Origin of the sequence: Nonomuraea fastidiosa (genome assembly GCF_042751225.1) — a bacterium.
GTDB classification, from domain to species: Bacteria; Actinomycetota; Actinomycetes; order Streptosporangiales; family Streptosporangiaceae; genus Nonomuraea; species Nonomuraea fastidiosa.
The window spans coordinates 1941591-1960329 of record NZ_CP170570.1 but is presented as its reverse complement, the minus strand read 5'-3'; the positions used below and the strand labels follow the sequence as shown (position 1 = coordinate 1960329).

At 71.5% G+C, this 18739-nt stretch carries 13 protein-coding genes; 4 read left to right on the top strand and 9 right to left on the bottom strand.

Going from position 1 to position 18739, the window contains the following annotated elements:
- Nucleotides 1-341: 341 nt before the first annotated feature.
- Together ACFMQL_RS08805 and ACFMQL_RS08800 are read right to left on the bottom strand one after the other, a co-directional pair.
- Nucleotides 342-1802, bottom strand: a complete 1461-nt coding sequence (locus ACFMQL_RS08805; RefSeq protein ID WP_378785193.1) for an alpha/beta fold hydrolase — start codon at nucleotides 1800-1802, stop codon at nucleotides 342-344.
- Between the two features lie 331 nt (nucleotides 1803-2133).
- A complete protein-coding gene (locus tag ACFMQL_RS08800; protein ID WP_378785191.1) occupies nucleotides 2134-4200 on the bottom strand; it encodes a prolyl oligopeptidase family serine peptidase in 2067 nt (688 codons plus the stop codon).
- Between the two features lie 33 nt (nucleotides 4201-4233).
- Here ACFMQL_RS08800 and mshB point away from each other — a divergent pair, with 33 nt between their 5' ends.
- The 3 genes from mshB to ACFMQL_RS08785 are packed head-to-tail and all read left to right on the top strand — an operon-like array spanning nucleotide 4234 to nucleotide 6080.
- Nucleotides 4234-5139: an N-acetyl-1-D-myo-inositol-2-amino-2-deoxy-alpha-D-glucopyranoside deacetylase gene (gene mshB / locus ACFMQL_RS08795; protein WP_364068952.1), complete on the top strand. Its 906-nt coding sequence runs from the start codon at nucleotides 4234-4236 to the stop codon at nucleotides 5137-5139.
- An 11-nt stretch (nucleotides 5140-5150) separates the two neighbouring features.
- Nucleotides 5151-5576, top strand: a complete 426-nt coding sequence (locus tag ACFMQL_RS08790; protein ID WP_364068954.1) for a DUF6113 family protein — start codon at nucleotides 5151-5153, stop codon at nucleotides 5574-5576.
- Between the two features lie 9 nt (nucleotides 5577-5585).
- Entirely contained in the window at nucleotides 5586-6080 is a 495-nt protein-coding gene (locus tag ACFMQL_RS08785; RefSeq protein ID WP_364068956.1) for a flavin reductase family protein, read from the top strand.
- Between the two features lie 119 nt (nucleotides 6081-6199).
- Here the strand turns inward: ACFMQL_RS08785 and ACFMQL_RS08780 are convergent, their stop codons facing one another.
- Nucleotides 6200-7117, bottom strand: coding sequence for a hypothetical protein (locus ACFMQL_RS08780; RefSeq protein ID WP_378785188.1), 918 nt, complete (start codon nucleotides 7115-7117; stop codon nucleotides 6200-6202).
- 201 nt (nucleotides 7118-7318) lie between these two features.
- Here ACFMQL_RS08780 and ACFMQL_RS08775 point away from each other — a divergent pair, with 201 nt between their 5' ends.
- The gene (locus ACFMQL_RS08775) at nucleotides 7319-7744 is read left to right on the top strand and encodes a hypothetical protein (protein WP_364068960.1); all 426 of its coding nucleotides are present in this window, start codon (nucleotides 7319-7321) and stop codon (nucleotides 7742-7744) included.
- Between the two features lie 90 nt (nucleotides 7745-7834).
- Here ACFMQL_RS08775 and ACFMQL_RS08770 read toward each other — a convergent pair whose 3' ends face one another.
- The 6 genes from ACFMQL_RS08770 to ACFMQL_RS08745 all read right to left on the bottom strand — a co-directional run bounded on the left by ACFMQL_RS08770 (nucleotide 7835) and on the right by ACFMQL_RS08745 (nucleotide 18645).
- Entirely contained in the window at nucleotides 7835-10333 is a 2499-nt protein-coding gene (locus ACFMQL_RS08770; RefSeq protein WP_364069130.1) for a penicillin acylase family protein, read from the bottom strand.
- Between the two features lie 112 nt (nucleotides 10334-10445).
- Nucleotides 10446-11705: a cysteine--tRNA ligase gene (locus ACFMQL_RS08765; RefSeq protein WP_364068962.1), complete on the bottom strand. Its 1260-nt coding sequence runs from the start codon at nucleotides 11703-11705 to the stop codon at nucleotides 10446-10448.
- A gap of 21 nt (nucleotides 11706-11726) precedes the next feature.
- A complete protein-coding gene (locus tag ACFMQL_RS08760; protein WP_364068964.1) occupies nucleotides 11727-13565 on the bottom strand; it encodes a sigma factor-like helix-turn-helix DNA-binding protein in 1839 nt (612 codons plus the stop codon).
- Between the two features lie 48 nt (nucleotides 13566-13613).
- Nucleotides 13614-15446, bottom strand: coding sequence for a UvrD-helicase domain-containing protein (locus ACFMQL_RS08755; RefSeq protein WP_378785187.1), 1833 nt, complete (start codon nucleotides 15444-15446; stop codon nucleotides 13614-13616).
- A gap of 4 nt (nucleotides 15447-15450) precedes the next feature.
- Entirely contained in the window at nucleotides 15451-17724 is a 2274-nt protein-coding gene (locus tag ACFMQL_RS08750; RefSeq protein WP_378785185.1) for a hypothetical protein, read from the bottom strand.
- Nucleotides 17725-17955: 231 nt separating this feature from the next.
- Nucleotides 17956-18645: a class I SAM-dependent methyltransferase gene (locus ACFMQL_RS08745; protein WP_378785183.1), complete on the bottom strand. Its 690-nt coding sequence runs from the start codon at nucleotides 18643-18645 to the stop codon at nucleotides 17956-17958.
- Nucleotides 18646-18739 lie beyond the last annotated feature (94 nt).

Sequence of the window (18739 nt, the reverse complement as noted above, 5' to 3'; positions counted from 1 at the left end):
ATCAGCGGCGCTGTTGCTGGGTGGTTGTGTCGGGTTGGGGTTCTGTTCCTCTCTGGTGCTTCTCGGTCGTCCTGCTGGCTTCCCGGTCGTCCGGTCGGCTTTTCGCTTATCCGGGTGGTTTCTTGGCCGTGCGGGCGGCTTCTCGTTTGTCCGGGTGGTTTCTTGGTCGTGCGGGCGGCTTCTCGTTTGTCCGGGTGGTTTCTTGGTCGTGCGGGCGGCTTCTTGTTTGCCCGGGTGGTTTCTCGGCGTCCGCGCGGCTTGTCGGTTGTCCGAGTGGCGTCGTGGTCTCCGGGGTCAGCGCCTCGTGGTCGACGGGGGGAACCTCGTGGTTCTCGCCGCGGTCAGCACGTCGTGGTCTTGGAGGGGAGGGCGCGGGTGGTCAGGTACGTGTCGATGTGGTCGCGGGCGCAGGCGTTGGTGCCGTAGAGGGTGTGGCCGGGGCCGTCGTGGCGGATGACGACGCTGCCGGGGACCTGGGAGAGCACGCGCTGCGCCGAGTCCGACTCGTGCCAGGCGCCCGCGCCGAGCAGCGGCGGCAGGCCCTTAGGCAAGGTGGTCGGCGGATTGGTCACCGGGACGGGCCAGCCGATGCAGTTGAGGGTGGCCGAGGCCGGGGTGTTGGCGGCCCCCGTGTTGGGCGCGAGCTTGCGGAGCCTGGCCAGAGTGGTCATCAGCTCTTTGCGGGTGGCGGGGCGAGGCCAGTCGGTGCACTCGGTGACCGGGGTGGCCTGGTCGGGGTAGCGGGCGCCCTTGGCGGGGACGAAGCCCGAGGCGTCGCCCTTGGCGGCCTTGCGGATGGCCTCGGCGAGCTTGGGCCAGGCGGTCTCACCCTGGCGGGCGAGGCCGAGGGCGAAGGACTGGAGGTCGATGGCCCGGTAGGCGACGTTCGCCGTGCCGGTGGGGACGGGGGAGCGGTCGGCGCGGGCGATCAGCTTGCGCCAGAGGGCTCGTACGTCACCACAGCCGTTCGCGGCGCACCACGTGAAGAAGCGCCGCATGGACTGCTCGTTGGACTTCGCCGTCGCCTCCAGCTCGCGGGTCCAGTCGGCGGCGCTGTGGTTGAGCGTGCCGTCGAGGACCATCGTGCGGACGCGGTCAGGAAAGAGGCGGGCGTACGCCTGGCCGTAGAAGCCTGCGTAGGAGGCGCCGTAGAAGTTGAGCTTGTCCGCGCCCAGGGCCTTCCTGATCGCCTCCATGTCCCTGGCGTGGTCGGCCGAGCTCATGTTGGCGAACAGCTCAGGGTCTTTGAGCCGGCAGGCTTCGGCGTAGCCGCGGTTGGTGTCGGACAGGCGGCCGAAGTCGGCGTCGTCGCGCGGCACGGCGGCGATGGGGATGCGGGTCCACGAGCAGGGCAGGCCGGTGCTCAGGCCCCCGAACTGCTCGCCGTAGCCGCGGGTGTCCCACGTGATGACGTCCATGTGGCGGCGGAGCTTCGTCCACCAGTCGGCGAGCGAACGCGTCATGGCGATGCCCGGGGCTCCCGGACCGCCGTACGCCACCAGAACCTGGCCCTTCGACGGGCCGGTGGCCTTGAGCCTGCCCACCTTGAGGGTGATCTTCCGCCCCTCGGGTTTCCGCCAGTCGACCGGCACCTCTAGGTCGGCGCAGTCCATCTCCGTGCCCCCGCCGCCTGTCTCGCCGCTCTGCGGGCAGGGTCGCCAGTTAAGCGACGACCGGGAGCCGACCGTGGTCGCCCCGGAAGCTTGTGCCTCTGCGGCGGTCGAGGGTTGCTGCAAGGTGGTGGCGGGCTGGTGGAAGGGCGTGGTGAGCAGGGTCAAGGCCACGGTCAGGGGCTTCAGCATGGCGATCACGATGCCGGAGCCGGGGCCGGGTTCGCGTCGGACCAGGGTTTGGTTTTCAGGGGCCTGTTGTACGACCTGGGTTCGACAGACCCCAGTCCGCCTGCCGTCCCTCCGCCGTTCAGCCCGCCATACGCCGCATCGCCCGTCAGTCCGCCGTACGCCGCACTGCCCGTTAGTCCGCCGTACGCCGCATCGCTCGTTAGTCCGCCGTACGCCGCATCGCCCGTCAGCCCGCCGTACGCCACGCCGCACGTCCCGCCTTCCCTCGTCCCCGTACGCGAAAAAGGCCGGGCGGGACACGAATCCCGCCCGGCCTTCCGCGTGAAGACCGCTAGCCCAGCGCCTTCTTCAGGAAGTCCACCTGCAACAGCAGCAGGTTCTCCGCCACGACCTCCTGCGGCGTCATGTGCGTCACCCCCGACAGCGGCAGCACGCTGTGCTGCCGCCCGGCCGCCAGCAGCGCGGAGGACAGGCGCAGCGTGTGGGCGGACACGACGTTGTCGTCGGCCAGGCCGTGGATGAGGAGGAGGGGGCGTTCGAGCTTGGCCGCGTCGGCGAACAGCGACGACTTCTCGTAGACCTCCGGCTGTTCGTTGGGGTCGCCGAGGTAGCGCTCGGTGTAGCAGGTGTCGTACAGCCGCCAGTCGGTCACCGGCGCGCCCGCCACGGCGGCGTGGAAGACGTCGGGGCGGCGCAGGACGGCGAGCGCCGCCAGGAAGCCGCCGAACGACCAGCCGCGGATGGCGACCCGCGACAGGTCGAGGTCGTCGGGGTACTGCTCGGCGACGCCCTGCAGCGCGTCGATCTGGTCCTCGAGCGCGGGGGTGGCGAGGTCGTTGAGCACGGCGCGCTCGAAGTCGACGCCTCGCCCGGGGGTGCCGCGGCCGTCGGCGACGATGACGGCGAAGCCCTGCTCGGCGAACCACTGGCTCTCCAGGTACGAGGCCCGCCGGTTGAGCACCCGCTGGGCGTGCGGGCCGCCGTACGGGTCCATCAGCACGGGCAGCTTGCGCGAGCCCGGCTCGTGCCAGGAGGGCAGCACCACGGCGGTGGCCAGCTCGCGCCGGCCGGAACGGCCGATGGAGACCCGCAGGTCGAGGCCCGGAGGCTCGGCGAAGGACGGGATCGGTACGGCCATCCCGTCGCGGCGTACGACCGTCGTGGAGACCCCTTCGGCGTCGAGGCTCTGCTCGGTCAGCACGCCGACACCGCCCGCCATGCGTCCGGAGAACACCCCGGACCGGGTCGAGACGGGCAGCAGCGAGTGGCCGTCCCACGTCCAGAGCTGGATCTCGGTGGGGTCGCCGCTCGCGGTGAACAGCACGCTGTCGTGATCGACGTCGAGCACGGCGCGCACCTGGAGGGTCGGCGGCGTGACGGCGCGGTCGCCGACGAACAGCCGGTGGCCGCCCTCGGAGTTGGCCACCCACACCAGGGAGCCGTCGTCGAGGTGGGCGGGCACGCCGGGCACGATGTCGACCCAGGCGGGGTCGGTGTCCTCGCGGACGAGCGTCTTGGCGCCGCTGGCCGGATCGACCTCGAACAGCCGCATCGTGCGCTGGTCGCGGGTCAGCGTGACGATCGACAGCGCGTGGGCGTCCCAGGCCGCGTTGGCGAGGTACTCCTCCTCGTACGGCACCCCCACCCGCGAGCCGTCGAGCCCCAGCACGTAGAGCTCGGTGATCGCGTTGGGCGTGCCGGCGGCGGGATAGCGCTGGGCGGTCGCGGGACGGTCGGGGTTGGCCGGGTCGGCGATGTGCCACACCTGGACGGGCGCCTCGTCGGCGCGCTCGACCAGCAGCGCGTCGCTCTGCGGCGACCACCAGAAGCCGCGCATCCTGTCCATCTCCTCGGCGGCGATGAACTCGGCCAGCCCGTACGTCACCGTCGGCGACTCCGGCTCGGCCAGCGCGCGGTCATGGCCGGACGCGAGGTCCTGGACGCGCAGCGCGCCGCCCGTCACATAGGCGACATGCCGCCCGTCGGGGGACAGGCGGGGGTCGATGACCGCCCCTGGCGTCTCCAGCCTGCGCGTCCGCCCGCCGGCCAGCTCCGCCACATAGAGCTGCCCGGACAGCGCGAAGCAGACCTTGCTCACGTGGAAGTCGGTGGCGTACGCGACGATGCCGCCCGCCGCCTCCCTGCTGCGCTCGCGCCTTGCCCGCTCCTCCGGCGGAAGGTTCTCCTCGTCCTCGCCGTGCAGCTCGCGCGGGTCGACGACCAGGCGCTCGACGTGGGTCTCGGTGTCGAGCTCCCACAGACAGGTCACCGGATCGGTGCCCGTCTTCGTACGCAGGAACACCACCCGGCCGCCGTCCGGGGAGATCGTGAAGCCTCTGGGAACGCCCAGCGTGAAGCGGCGGGTCCTGGCATTCAGGCGCGGGAAGCTCTCGCTCATGGCCTCAATCCTGCCATTGCTACGCTCGTGACCATGACTGACCGACGGCTGCTGCTCGTGCACGCCCATCCGGACGACGAGTCGATCGGCACCGGCGCCACCATCGCGAAGTACGTCGCGGAGGGCGCCCACGTGACGCTCGTGACGTGCACGCTCGGCGAGGAGGGGGAGATCATCCCCGGCGATCTCGCGCACCTGGCGGCCGATCGTGACGACGCGCTCGGGCCGTACCGCGTCGGCGAGCTGGCCGCCGCCTGCCAGGCGCTCGGCGTGGAGGACCACCGCTTCCTCGGCGGGCCCGGCCGCTGGCGCGACTCGGGCATGATGGGCGTCGCCTCCAACGACCACCCGAGGGCGTTCTGGCGCGCCGACCTCGACGAGGCGGCGGGGGAGCTGGTCAAGGTCATCCGCGAGGTACGCCCCCAGGTCCTGGTCACGTACGACGACAACGGCTTCTACGGTCACCCCGACCACATCCAGGCGCACCGGGTTTCGCGCAGGGCGTTCGAGCTGGCGGCGAAGCCCGGCTACGGCGAGGGCGAGCCGTGGCAGATCGCGAAGTTCTACCACACCGCCGTCCCCCGATCGATCCTGCGGCGCGGCACGGAGGCGCTGCGCGAGGCCGACACCGGCTTCCTCATCGAGGACGTCGACGACATGCCGTTCGGCTGCGCCGACGAGGAGGTCACCACCGAGATCGACGCGCGGCCCTGGATCGGCAACAAGATCGAGGCCATGCGCGCCCACGCCACCCAGATCACCGTCCGCCCGCCGTGGTACGCCCTGTCCAACGACATCGGCCAGGAGATCCTCGGCGTCGAGCACTACAGGCTGGCCATCGGCGTCCCGGGTCCCTCGGTGCCGGGACCGCCGGTCGAGGCCGGGGGCCTCGGTGAGCCGCACAACCGCGAGAACGATCTGTTCGCGGGCATCCACTAACCTCGTTCGACATGGAACATCGCAGCCAAGCCGAATCGGCGCTCGGCGGCGCCGCGTACGGCATGCTGTTCGTGCTCGGCGTCGTCATGGCGGTCGTGGGCGGGTTCACGCATCCGGAGTGGCAGGTCGGGCCGGTGCCCGGCGCGGCCGTGCTGTGGGTGCTGGCGCTGTTCGGGGTGAGCCTGGGCGCGGGCAAGCTGATGAGCGCGCGGCTCGGGGCCATGGCGACGGCGCTCGGGTGGCTGCTGGTGACGATGCCGTTCACGCTGGAGCTGGGCTCGGGCGACCTGGTGATCGCCGCCGGCACTCCGGGTTACGTCTACCTGTACGGCGGTTTGGTGAGCCTTGTCGCGGCTTATCTGCTTTCGCCCTCGTCAGGAGGCGGTTCGTGGCTTTTGCGGGGGTACCCCGTTAAAGAACCAGACCTAAAGGCATAAAGTATCTGAGTGCATTCCACAGAGCGGCACGTAGACCCTGCAACTTTCCGTAAGGTCGTCGGCCGCTTCGCCACCGGAGTCGCGATCGTCACGACCAGGCGTGGCGATGCCGATCACGCGATGACGATCAACTCCTTCACCTCCGTCTCGCTCGATCCCCTGCTTGTGCTCTTCTGCGCGGAGAAGATCGCGCGCTTCCACGACGCCGTGCTGGAGGCCGGGGTGTGGGGCGTCTCGGTGCTGCCGGCCACCATGGAGGACGCCTCCCGCTTCTTCGCCCACCGCGGCCGGCCGCTCAACGGACAGCTCGCCACCTGGGCCCACCACCGGGGCGAGTCGGGCGTCGCGCTCTTCGACGACGCCATCGCCACCCTGGAGTGCACGACCACGGCGGTGCACGATGGCGGTGACCACTCGATCGTGGTGGGCGGTGTGACGGCGCTCGGCACCCCGTCGGGCGCCGCGCCCCTGCTGTACCACGAGGGCCGCTACAAGTCGCTGTGACGTTCGGCCCGCGCCGGACGGAGGATGCGGACGTGTGACGGGCCAGGCGCTGCCGGCCTGGCCCGTTCACTGTGCGATGAGGTGTCCCGGCGATGAGCCGAGTGACCCCGTGCGGGGCGTTACTGAACCGGGACGCTCCCCGTCTGGGACGGATCGGGCGCCGTGCTCTCGGTCGGAGTCTCCGTCGATGTCGGGGTCTCCGTGGGGACGCTGGTTTCCGTCGGGGTCGGTTCCTCCGTCGGTTCCTGTGTCGGTTCCTCCGTCGGCTGCTCCGCCGGAGGCTCCGACGGCGGCGGGCAGGTCGGGATCGTGTCCGTCGGGGTCTCGGAGGGGGTCTCGGACGGGGTCTCGGACGGGGTCTCCGTCGGGACGCCGGTGGGCGTCTCGGTCGGGAGGACCGGCACGGAAGGCGACGGGGCCGCCGTGTCCGTGGGGGTGTCCGGAGGCGTTTCCGCAGGAGTCTGCGTCGGGGCCGGAGTCGGGGTCTCCGTGGGGGTGGTCCCGTCCGTCGGAGGCGTGGAGACCGTGGGAGCGGGCGTCTCCGCCGGGTCGGAGGGCGGGACGGACTCCGTGGGCTCCACGTACGGCTGACAGGTGACGGTCACGGTGGGCCCGGGTTCGGTCACGGTGACGGTCTCGCGTACGGTGACGGTGGGCAGCGGCGCCACGATGACGGTCGGCTCCCCGCGCTTCCTGTACGTGCCCCGGCCCAGCCGGGCTTTGGCGGTGCCCTGGCCGCCGACCACGATCAGGTCGACGCCGGCCGTCTTGCACGACCGTCTCTTGCACACCCGCTGCTTGATGTTGAAGAAGGCCGCGCTCTCATGGGTGACCGAGACGTTCAGATAGGAGACACCCCTTCGCTTGACCACCTTCGTCTCGGCGGTGAACTCCCCGCTCGTGGGGCTCTCCGTCGGGGTGGGGGCCGGGGTCAGGGTCTCGGCGGGCGGCGGCGACGTCGTGGTGGACGCCGTGGGGGGCGTCGCGGGCGGTGAGGCCGTGGGGTCTGCCGTCGTGGGGTCTACGGCTAAGGCCACACGCTGTTGGGAGGGGTTACCAGTCAGTTGGAGGGGTTCGGACGACGATGTCTGGGTGATTGCGACTCCACCGGCTCCTGCCAGTGCGACGGTGCCGAGAAGTGCGCCCAGGATTGAGAATCTCATAATCCTGCTCTTGTGGGAGATTTCAGGACGGGTCTCGTTGGTCCGACTTGTCAACCTTGGTCAAGACTGAGACGCATGGACGGACGCTTCCGGTTCCGGCGTGTGGCGAACTATGTGAATCTTTCTACGCCACTCGGATTGCTGATCGCCGTCATCGGCGGCGCGACCAGGCGACCCGGCCCGAACGGGCTCATCCTGGCCTTCGGCTACCGCTACCGCTTTCCCGCCGCCGCGGCCTTCACCGTTGGAAATGTGGTCCTGACCAGGAGAAACGCACTCAGTGAGCGGCTTGTCCTGCATGAAGGCCGGCATGCGACGCAGTGGGCCTGGTGCCTCGGGCTGCCCATGCTGCCGCTCTATCTGCTGGCCATGCTGGTGTCCGTCATGGTCTGCGGTAATCCGGCGGCGTACAACATCTTCGAACGATCAGCCGATTTGGACGACGGCGGTTATCCGCGCAAAGCGGTGTGGTGGCGCAGGAGGAATGGCAGCCAGGGTTGACTCGATTTTGTCAAGAGCGCGGCTCGGCTGGAGCGCCGGCGCGATCCCGGCGGCGGCCCCCGCTGCGTAGCGGGGGCCCGGGAGAGCCGGTCAGGGGTTGAGCTTCAGGGTGTGGGCGGCGGCCTTCTTCACGGCGGCCTCGGACGAGTACATCGGCATCAGGTCGCCGCGCGCCCATGCCTCCGCCTGGTCCCAATAGTTCTCGTGGTACGCGTGCCCCGACGCCCCCGTCAGGTTGATCCACTGCGACTTGTCCAGGTCGGCCAGGTCCACGACCATCCGCATCGACGGCACCGCCGTGATCTCGTACCCGTTCTGAACGTTCCACCCGGTCGCGTTCACCGCGTCCTTACCGCCCGGGACCTTCAGCGGCCCCCGGTTGAACAGCGCCTCGATCGGCGCGATGCCGGAGGTGCCGAGCGAGCCGTTGACGAGTTCGAGCGTGTGCAGGTCGCCCCAGCGCCACGCCCTGACGTCCTCGCCGAGCCGGTCGGCGAGCTCCTGGTGCGCGGAGGCCATGGCCTGGCGCAGGATGTCGTCGCGGGTCTCGGTGTAGTTCTTCGTGGTCACGTCGTCCCAGAACGGGTCGTCGGGGGCGTCGAGCAGCCGCCTGACCACCTCGTACCAGCGGTCGCCGCCGGTCGGCCTGGCCCCTTCCGGCAGGTCGTCGTTGAAGGTGAGGATGAGCAGCTGCCGCCAGACGGCGTTGAAGTAGGCCGCGGCCGCCGAGTCGAGGCTCTGTGACCGGTCCCACGACTTCAGCAGGTCCCTCGCCTGTACGGCGGGGCCGGCCAGGTCCACCTTCAGCAGGGCGGGCACCAGCGTGTCGGCGAAGCCGTTGTGGGTGTCCTGCTGGATGCGGGCCATCGTGGCCGCGTCGATGGGGCCCTTCTTGATGGCCTCGCGGATGAGCGTGCGGATGCGCTCGGAGCGGTAGCCGTAGGACCAGTCCTGGGTGAGCAGGGGCTGGTAGCGGCTGGGGTCGATGACGGCGTTGTTGGCGGTGACGATGAAGCCGTCCGCCGGGTCCTCGATGCTCGGGAGCTGGTCGTACGGGATGGGCGCGGGCTTCCAGTCGTACTCGCCGGTCCAGCCGGGCACGGGCCAGGTGCCGTCGCCGTTCTCGCGTACGGGGATGCGCCCAGGCGCCTGATACCCGATCTTGCCGGAGGTGTCGGCGTAGATCAGGTTCTGGGCGGGCACCTCGAACAGCGCGGCCGCGGCCTTGAACTCGTCCCAGTCCTTCGCCCTGTTGAGCGCGAAGAGGGCGTCGGCCGTCCGTCCCGGCGTCAGGGCGGTCCACTGCAGCGCCACCGCGTTGGCCTCGCCGCTCGGCTTCGCGCTCGGGATCACCTCGTTGATGAGCGGCCCGTGCACGGTGCTCCTGACGGTCAGCGTGACCGTCTTGCCGCCGGCGACCTTGATCTTCTCCTCGCGGACGTCCAGCGGGAGCTGCTGGCCCTTGTACAGGTACGCGTCGCCCTCGACCTGTTCGAGGAAGAGGTCGGCCACGTCGGGCCCCAGGTTGGTGAACCCCCACGCGATCTTGTCCGTGTGGCCGATGATCACGCCGGGCACGCCGGAGAAGGTGAACCCCGTGACGTCGTACGGGCACTCCTCGCTCACCTTCCTGCAGTGCAGCCCCGCCTGGTACCAGACGGACGGCATCTGCGGCGACAGGTGCGGGTCGTTGGCGAGGAGCGGCTTGCCGCTCGCGGTGTACTCGCCGGAGATCACCCACGAGTTCGACCCGATGCCCGCGAGGTCGCCGGAGCTCATCGTGCTCGGGATGTTCGACAGCGTCTTGGCGGCCTGCGCGAGCGCCCGCCTGGTGGCGTTCTGCTGCGTGGGAGGCGGCTCGGGGTGCTGCTCGAAGCGGCCCTGGCGGATGCCGCCCTCGTTGACGATCGGCGCGTGCCGGTCGTACGGGTAGCCGGGCCAGAGCTGCTCGACCCGCTCCCTGGGCAGCTTGGTCGCCGCCAGCGCGCGGTCGATCTCGTCCTCCATGTTGGTGCGCAGGTCCCACGCCATGGCCTTCAGCCACGCCAGCGAGTCGACCGGCGTCCACTTCTCCGGCTTGCCACCGCTGCCTTGGAGCTTGAGCAGCGAGTACTCCAGGCTGCGGTCGGAGGCGTTCGGGTTGGCGGACAGCCAGGCGTTGACGCCCTTCGCGTACGCGGCCAGGTAGTCCCGCGTCTCCTGGGCCAGCTCGGGCAGCTCCTGTTCGGCGACCCGGCGCCAGCCCATGGTGCGCAGCGCCTTGTCGTTGTCGAGGGTGGCCTCGCCGTAGAGCTCCGACAGGCGGCCGGCGGTCAGATGGCGGCGGAAGTCCATCTCGTAGAAGCGGTCCTGGGCGTGCACGAAGCCCTGGGCCATGAACAGGTCGGCAGCGGTGTCGGCATAGATGTGCGGGATTCCTGATTTATCGCGATAAATCTCCACACTTCCTGACAAACCGGGCAGCCGTAACGACCCGTCCACTTGCGGGAACGACCTGCGCACCGTGTAGACGAACACCCCTGCCAGCACCACCGCAAGCGCCAGCAGGACGATCACCACCCGAGCGAACCACCGCAGGGGCCACGGCATCCACGCAAAGGGCCTCACCGCCACCTCCTTCATGCCGAACTGGCATCAAGTTTGGCAGTTCGCGATCACTCCTCAGACCCGGAGCCGACATCGTCGCAGGTCAAAGCGGTGCTCAGGTCCAGATCTGACCTTCGGGAGCGTCGGTCACGCGAACGCCGAGATCGGCAAGCTCCGCACGCAGCCGGTCGGCCGCCGCCGCGTCACCGGCCTCCTTGGCCCGCTCCCGCGCGGCCAGCAGCTCACCGGCGCCCGGCGGCAGGACGTGCGGCTTGCCGATGTCGCTCGACAGGTCGAGCCCCAGCAGGGAGTCGAGGTGCAGGAACGTCTCGAACTTCGCACCCGGGGCCACCGAGGCGTCCAGCTCCAGCTCGCGCAGCACCCGCAGGGCGGCGGGGGTGTCGAGATCGTCGGCGAAGGCGGACTCGGCACGCTCGGCGTACGCGGTGGCCATGGGCGCGCTGACCGACTCCGACCACTCCGCCACCCTGGCCCGCCACCGGCGCACCAGGCCGTCGGCGGCGCGCAGCGCGTCCCACGTCAGGTCGAGCGGCTCGCGGTAGCGGCGCTGCAGGAACGCCATGCGCACGGCGAGCGGGTCGAGCCCGGCCTCGGTCACCTCGGAGAGCGGCGGAGAAGCGGACCCGCCGAACAGCACGGGCCCGGCGTGCGCCCAGTGGCGCGTCACCTCGTGCCCGGCGGCCGCGTCGGACTGGGCGCGCACGTTCTCATGGTGGGGGAAGAGCAGGTCGCCGCCGCCGGTGTGGACGTCGATCCTGGCGCCCAGGAAGCGCAGGGACAGGGCCGAGCAGCCGACGTGCGGCCCAGGAAGGCCGCGCCCCCACGGCGCCTGCCAGGCCGCCTCGCCGCCGGCGGGCTCCCACAGCGCCCAGTCGCCGGGGAACCGCTTGCGCTCATCGGCGAGGGCGTGCTCGTCGGGCTTGCCACCGGAGAGCTCCCCGTAGGCAGGGAAAGCGCGTACGTCGAAGAACACCGATCCATCGGCCGCCGCGTACGCGTGCCCCTTCTCAAGAAGCGCGGCGATCAGCCCGATGACCGGCTCGGCAGACTCGCCGACCCGGGGCGCGTACTCGGGAGGGCGGACATTGAGCGCGGCGGCGTCGGCCGCGAACGCCTCCGCACGCTCGCGCGCAAGCTCAGGCGGCACGCCGAGGTCACTGACGCCCTGGCAGGCCACGACCCGCACCCTGCGCCGCTCCAGCAACCGCCTGATGAGGTCGGACAGCACGGAGGCACGCAGATCGCCCACGTGCGCACGGAGCCGGACATCGGGCCCGCACGCGTACATCCGCAGCGCCTGCCCGGCGGCGATCTCCTCGATCCGCCCGGAGCGCGTGTTGTGGATCCGCACCATCACCCGAGCTTAGCCCGGCCGTCAGACGCCGAGGAAACCGAGGATGTCCCTGTCGCCGCGCTCGCGCAGCCTGGCGATCACCTCTTCGCGGGTCGCGTTGTCGGACAGCCCGATCCTGGCGCCGATGAGCCGCAGGCCCTCCATCTCGGAGCTGACCGGCGCGGTGTAGCCGAGCAGGTAGAGCGCCCGGTTGACGGGCGGCATGCCGGGAGGGGCGGCGGGCAGGTAGCGGGTCAGCAGCTCGCCGCCGTCGGAGACGGTGAGGAAGACGTGGTCGCCCTCGCTCGCCTTGTACTCCAGCAGCACGTTCCTGATCGAGCCCATGGTCGGCTGGTTGTGCCAGCTGATCACCACGTCGCCCGACGGCGCGGAGGCCGTGAGCTGCCCGCCGGGCGCCATCCCGAGGTAGGCGGCGAACCCGGTCGGCAGCGGCGAGCCGGAGCCGCGCAGGTGCTCGGCGTTGATGTCCACCCGGTGCCACCAGCGGCCGTCGCGGGAGCGGAAGCTGCGCCGCGTCTCCGAGACGTCCTTGCGCGGCTGGTACGGCTCCACCTCGCCGGTCGGCGACGTGCCCGCGACCCTGATCCAGCCGCGCTGCGTCCGCTCGAACCCCGGGCCGCCCGCGTAGGCGCGCACCGAGCTCTCGCTGACGTCGTAGCGCGAGGTCAGGTTGGCCACGATGGCGCTCACCGGGGCCTCGCCGCCGGCCCGCTCGATCTCCCTGACGATCATCTCGCGGATGCCGAGGTACTCGTCGCCGCCCCAGCGCGTGAGCCCGTACTTGTTGCGGTCGACCCGGCGGAACCGGTCGTCGGCGGTGAGCTGGTTGCGGATGCCGACGAGGCTGTAGTCCTCGCCGATGCGCTCCTGGATCTCCTCAGGCGACAGCGGCGTGCCCGCCACCGCCAGCACCGCCTCGGCCTTCTCGTTGATGCTGCGCGGCCACGGCACCACGTGCTGGCCGAGCACGCGCAGCTGCGGCACGGCCAGGATCCACCGCTCGGCGAGGTCCTCGCGCACGCCGAGCTGCGACACCATGGCGATGGCCTCGGGCAACGGGCGCGGTCCGTCGGCGAAGAGCTGGCGGGTCTTCTCCCGCAGGTCGTCGGCGCCGCCCGCGACCAGCCAGCCGTCCGACTCCTCGTAGCCGGTCAGCAGCGTACGGACGAAGCGCCAGGCCGGGATGCCCAGCGAGCGCAGCTCGGCGCGGTGCCACGGCACGGCCGCCTGGAGATCGTCGGCCGGCACCGCCGAGCCCAGCCGCCCGCGCAGCCACGAGACGTGGGCGACCAGCGCGGCGGCCTCGGGCTTGCCCAGCCACGCGTCCACGTGCTCGCGCAGGTCGCGTTCGATCTGCCGGATGCGCTCGCGGGTGACCGAGAAGCGCTGGGCCAGCTCGTCGAGCGTGACCCTGCGGGTGGCGTACAGCCGGTCGCGGGCGATGGCCCGCTGCCGGTCGTCCAGCCCGCCGAACAGCTCGTCGATCAGGTCGGGCAGCGGCTTGTCCGGCCGGGACGGCGCGGCCTCGGGCGCGGGTTCGAGCAGCCGGTCGAAGACGCCGGTGAACAGCTTCTGTACCACGTCCCTGCCCAGGGCCTCCGGCGTCCGCTCGGCCTCGGCGGGGTCGGAGAAGCGCAGCAGGGGCAGGATGTCGCCGAGCATGAGATGCCCCCAGCAGGCCGCGGCGAGGTCGGCCAGGTGGCCCGCCACGGTCTGCGTGCCGATGATGGCGCACGCCCGATCGAGCGGGATCGCCTGCCACCAGGCCTCGGGCAGCTGGGGCTCCTCCACGATCGGCGCGATCTGACCAGGAGAGGTCCAGCGCAGGGGTGGAGCGAGGTCGCTCAGGCTGAGGTTCATTGAGGTCCAACCGGCAATGGGAATATATCCGCAGTTCAGACTATGTGATCAGAGGGGTAGAAACGGGCTGCCCCTTCCGGAATGGGAGATATAGAGGATCGAACGGGCACGCGTGCAAGCGACGAACAGTATGCTCCGTTCGCGCTCCAGCGCACGAGCCCGCGCGTACGGATCGGGCGGCGGATCCTGCGGCAGCGGCCGCGGCACCACGCCCTCGGCCACGCCGATCAGCGCCACCCGCTCGAATTCGAGGCCCTTGAGGTGCTGGAAGGTCAGCGCCCGCACGTCCAGGCCGTCGAGCGCCTGCTTGGCCGCGCGGACCAGCCGCTGATCGCGCGCCCCGACCGCGATCTCGTCCGGCGGCACGCCGTCGGCCAGCCACGACTCGACCGTGGTGCGCAGGCCGGCCAGCTCGGCCTCCTCCGACTCGTACGCCCTGACGACCGGCCGCTCGCCGTGGCGGGTCGCTGTGTAGTCGTACATGACGGTGGCGCCCTTGACCAGGCCGGGGGCGGGGCCGCCGCCGCGCAGCCGTACGACGAAGGACAGCAGCTCCCGCGACAGCCGGTGTGAGACCCCGAGCATGTGCTGGTCGGCGGGGATGCCGACGGCGCCGAGCGCCACCCGCGTGTCGGTCACCCGCTGGTGCGGATCGCCCACGATGAACAGGTCGTCGCGCGCCCGCGGCACCACCGCGCGCAGCAGCCGCCACTGCGCGGGGCTGATGTCCTGCGCCTCGTCCACCACCACGTGCCGGTACGGCTTGCGCCCCGGGTCCACGTCGTCGAGCAGGTCGCCCGTGGAGATCGACAGCACCCGCAGCGCCTCGTCGGTGATCTGCGCGAGCGACCGCGACCCCGGCCCCACCAGCGCGGGACGCCGGCCCTCTGCGTCGGCCACGATGCGGATCGCCAGCCGCTCGGCGTTGTCCACCTCGATCCGCTTGCGGACCACCTCGTCGTCGATGAGCCGGTCCAGGCGGGCCGACAGCTCCTCGGCCAGGCTCTGCGAGAACGTCACCAGCAGCACCGGCCCCCTGCCCTGACCGGCCAGGTGAGCGGCCCGGTGCAGGGCCACGACCGTCTTGCCGGTGCCCGCGCCGCCGATCACCAGCACGGGATGGTCGTAGCCCGCCGCCCTGGCCAGGCGGTGCTGCGCGGGACGCAGGAACGTGCACCACTCGGGCGCCTCCAGCACCCGGTCGAGCGCCACCTTGTCGGGCACGAACACCGCGCGGTCCGGGCTGCGCCGCAGCGCCGCGTACAGGTCGTCGGGGTCGATCGGGCCGGTCTCGTCGTCGGACGGCCGCAGGGTGTCCAGTTCGCGCCACGCCTCGGCCAGCGTGCCGCCTCTGGCCAGCACCGCCAGCGGCGCGTACTGGGTGGGCGGCAGCAGCGGCTCCAGCGCGGTGACGTCGGCCTCGGTCGTGATCAGCCGGAACAGCGGCAGTGCCGGCGCGTCCAGGCCGAGGCCGAGCAGGTCGCCGTCGCAGATGGCGTCGAACAGCCGGGACGGGCGCATCGAGCGGCGTAACGCGGGCTCCACCCGTTCCAGGGCCTCGGCGTCCCACTCCTCGATGACGCCGAGCACCGGGTTGACGCCGTAGCGGTGGCGGCGGGCGTACGACCACGCCTCGGGCTCGGGCAGGACGGTACGCAGCCAGTACACGTCCCGCTGCCGCACCACCACGCCCCGGTGGCCCTGCGCCAGGCGCAGGGTCGCCACCCGCGGGTCCCTGGCGCCCCGCACCCGCTCGGGATGCGGCGCGCCCGGCACGTTCAGCAGGAACCGGCGCAGCGCGACCACGGCGTCCCTGCGCACCGGCGGGGCCAGTGCGCTGAGCTCCCTGGGAAACTCAGGGCCGATCGCGAGCCGCGGCACCGGCTCAGTCCAGCAGTTCGAGCAGGTCGCGGTCCCCGCGCTCACGGAGCCTGTCGAGCAGGTCGGGCAGGGACACGGGGCCGGGCATGCCGATGCGGGTGGCGATCACCCTGGCCGCCTGCTCCCTGGTGCCGCCCGGAGCCGTGTAGCCGACAAGCCGGAGCGCCTTGGTGATCTTCTCGGCACTCGCCGCGGCCGCGGGCAGGTGCCTGGCGCGCAGCACGCCCTCGTCCGACAGCGTCAGGAACAGGTGGCCGCCCTCGCGGGCGCCCACGTCCACCAGCAGCCGCTCGATCGACTCCAGCACCGGCCTGCCGTGCCAGGACATCGTCAGCTCGCCCGCGGCGCTCCTGACCGTCTTGCTCTCGCCGGGGGACAGCCCCAGGTACGACGCGAACCCCGTGGGCAGCGCGCACTCGCCGCCCGCGAGCTGCTCGGCCGTCACGTCGATGCGCAGCCACCAGCGGCCGTCGGGCTGACGGAAGCAGCGCCGCGTCTGCGAGACGTCCTTCAGCGGCTGGTACGGCTTGTCGCCCTCGCCCGCGACACCGTTCGCATCGCCCGCCGGCGGGACGACCGGGGTGAACGCCTGGAACTGCGGCGGCCCCGGCGGCGGGGCGGGCGTCATGTGCACCGGGCCGAAGGCCGACGGCACCAGCTCCACCGGCGGCTGCGGGTACGGCTGCTGCTGGCGCTGCGCCTTCCGCCTGGGCAGCGGCTCGGCCGGGGGTTCCGGCACGGCCGGAGGCGGCGGTGGCGGCGCGAGCGCGGTCATCACGACCTGCCACGCGGGGACGTCAAGCGCCTGGATCTGCACCCGATGCCAGTCGGCCGCGGCGATCACCTGCTCCTTGGGAGCGCCCTGGCCGAGCGTCCTGACCAGCTCGTCCAGGTGCGCACGGAACGGGGCCGCCTCGTCGCTGGACAGCCACCGGTCCAGCTTGGCGCGCAGCTCGATCTCCGTGGAGATGATCTCGGCCTCGGGCACCGCGAAGAGCTTGGCGAGCTGGTCGGCCGCCGACGGCTCGTCGGTGAAGACGCGGTTCTGCGCCACCGCCCAGCTCTTGTCGTCGAGACCGGCGAAGGCGGCCTCGATGAGCTGCGGCAGCTCCTGCCCGCCGGGCTGAGCGGGCTCCTCATCGCCGTGCTGGTCCTCGGGAGTGAACTCGTAACCGGCGTGCCCGGCGCCCGCCGCCGCGACCTCGGGCTCGGGCTCCGCCTCGGCCGCTTCCTCGGGCTCGCCCGCAGCCGCCTGGGGCTCGGGCTCTGGCTCGGATCCGGCCTCCTCCTGAGGCCCGGCCGCCTCCTCGGCGAGCCCCTCGGCGCCGTGGGCCGCCTCGACCTGGGCGGGCTCGAAGGCCTCGCCGGACCCGGCGACGGCCTCCTGCTCGGAACGCTCCTCGGCGTCGCGAGCGACCTCGGCCTGGGCGACCTCGACCTGATCTGCCTCGAATCGGTCTGCCTCGGCCCGGTCTGCCGCGGACGCCTCGTCGGCCGCTGCGACGGCCTCCTGCTCAGGAACGGCCTCCTGCTCGGGCACCGCATCGGGCACCGCATCAGGCAACGCATCGGGCACCGCTTCGGGCGCCGCATCGGATGCCGCCTCGGCCTCGTGCGCGGCCTCGACGGCGGGAACAGCCTCCACGGAGGGGGCCGCGTCCTCGGCAAGCGCCTCTGCCGGGATCTGCGCCTCATGGGCGACCGGCTCGGGTGCGGGTGCGCCGCCGGCGACCGGCTCGGGCCGGGCCTCCGGCGCGGGAACGCCGGCGGCCGCGCGCTCGGGAGCCTCGGCGGGCGCGGGAGCCGGAGCCTCGGCGCCCGGCACGGGCATCGGCATCACGGCAGGCACGGACGCCGCCCCCGCGGGCACCACGTCCACGTCCACGTCCTCGTCGTCGGCGGGCCTGACGGGCGAGAAGCGGAGCAGCGCGGCGGAGAACAGCGTGTTGAGCACCGGCCGCGCCTGGATGAAGGGCTGATCCATCAGCTCGCGGACGGTCAGCGAGAGCAGCCCCGCCCACGAGCCGGCCCGGTCGAGCGCGATGGCGACGGCGGGCTCGTCGGCCTCTTCGGGATCCAGCACGTGCAGCGCGGGCAGCACGTCGCCGACCGCAGCCGCGGGCCAGTGCTCAAGGGCGATCTCCGTCAGCAGCTCGCCCAGCGACTCGGGGCCGATGGCCGCGAGCACCCGGGGCATGGGCAGGCTGCGCCACCACGCGTCCGGCAGATCCGGCTGCCCGGTGAGTAGCGTGATCGTCGACGCGTCGCTCCACCTCAACGGTGGTACGAGGTCGCTCAGGCAGAAATTCATCCCGTTCCGTTCACCAGCCCCTCACGCCGCCGCAGCGGTGCAGCCATAATCTCGCCGCCCACGGAACAGACCATAGTCCGGCAAAACAGCCCTACGCATCATGCTCTACGCATCAGCGCCGAACGGCGGCAAAGCGTAGACGCACGTAGTCGGCCATCCAGCCGGTCTCCCTGCGGAGTGCGGGCGCCGCGAGTTCGTTCACGCGCCGGAGCAGGGGCTCCACGATGTTGGGGGAAGCCCTTCGAGCGCCGACGCGGCGAATGTGCGGACCCAGTCGGCGGCGCCGCCGGGGCACTCGTCGAGGGGTGTGGGACGGTCGAAGTATTCCAGCAGCCTGACGACGAACCCCTCTTGTTCGAGGCGGTGCGCGTACTCGGCAGGCGTGGGAAAGTACCACGGCAGCTCGGGTTCGCGCAGGCCGTATTCGCGCCAGGCGGTCAGCATCGCGGTGGTCAGCTCGGCGCAATTGCCGGCTCCGCCCATTTCCGCGACGAAACGTCCGCCAGGCATGAGTGCCTCGCGGACGTTGGCGATGACGGCGCGGGGGTCGCGGCTCATCCAGTGCAGTGCGGCGTTGGAGAAGACCGCGTCGTACTTGTCCGCGACCGTGAAGTCGTGCCCGTCGCCGACGATGAAGTTGATGCCCGGGTATTGGGCGAGCGCCTTTTCGATCATCGCGGGCGAGCCGTCGATGCCGAGGACGTCCGCGCCCCTGAAGGCGATCTGCGCGGTCAGCACCCCGGTGCCGCAACCGAGGTCGAGCACGCGCTCGCCGGGGCGCGGGTCGAGCAGGTCGACAAGCGGCGCGCCCTGCGTGGAGACGTAGCCGAAGCTGCTGTCGTAGGCACGACTGTTCCACCGCTCCAAGCTCGGCGTGTCGTATCGCAAGACGATCAGCTCACAATCGGTCAGACATCGGGCCCCCGTGGCCGTGCTGTCCGTTCACTTTAGAGCCTGATCGTCCCTACGACATATCAAGTCA

Bases quoted from the DNA above. Each gene is read 5' to 3' on its own strand.
- ACFMQL_RS08790 (WP_364068954.1), top strand. From the start codon at position 5,151: ATGGAACATCGCAGCCAAGCCGAATCGGCGCTCGGCGGCGCCGCGTAC.
- ACFMQL_RS08800 (WP_378785191.1), bottom strand. From the start codon at position 4,200: ATGAGCGAGAGCTTCCCGCGCCTGAATGCCAGGACCCGCCGCTTCACG.
- ACFMQL_RS08760 (WP_364068964.1), bottom strand. From the start codon at position 13,565: ATGAACCTCAGCCTGAGCGACCTCGCTCCACCCCTGCGCTGGACCTCT.
- ACFMQL_RS08775 (WP_364068960.1), top strand. From the start codon at position 7,319: ATGGACGGACGCTTCCGGTTCCGGCGTGTGGCGAACTATGTGAATCTT.
- ACFMQL_RS08765 (WP_364068962.1), bottom strand. From the start codon at position 11,705: ATGGTGCGGATCCACAACACGCGCTCCGGGCGGATCGAGGAGATCGCC.
- mshB (WP_364068952.1), top strand. From the start codon at position 4,234: ATGACTGACCGACGGCTGCTGCTCGTGCACGCCCATCCGGACGACGAG.
- ACFMQL_RS08805 (WP_378785193.1), bottom strand. From the start codon at position 1,802: ATGCTGAAGCCCCTGACCGTGGCCTTGACCCTGCTCACCACGCCCTTC.
- ACFMQL_RS08770 (WP_364069130.1), bottom strand. From the start codon at position 10,333: ATGCCGTGGCCCCTGCGGTGGTTCGCTCGGGTGGTGATCGTCCTGCTG.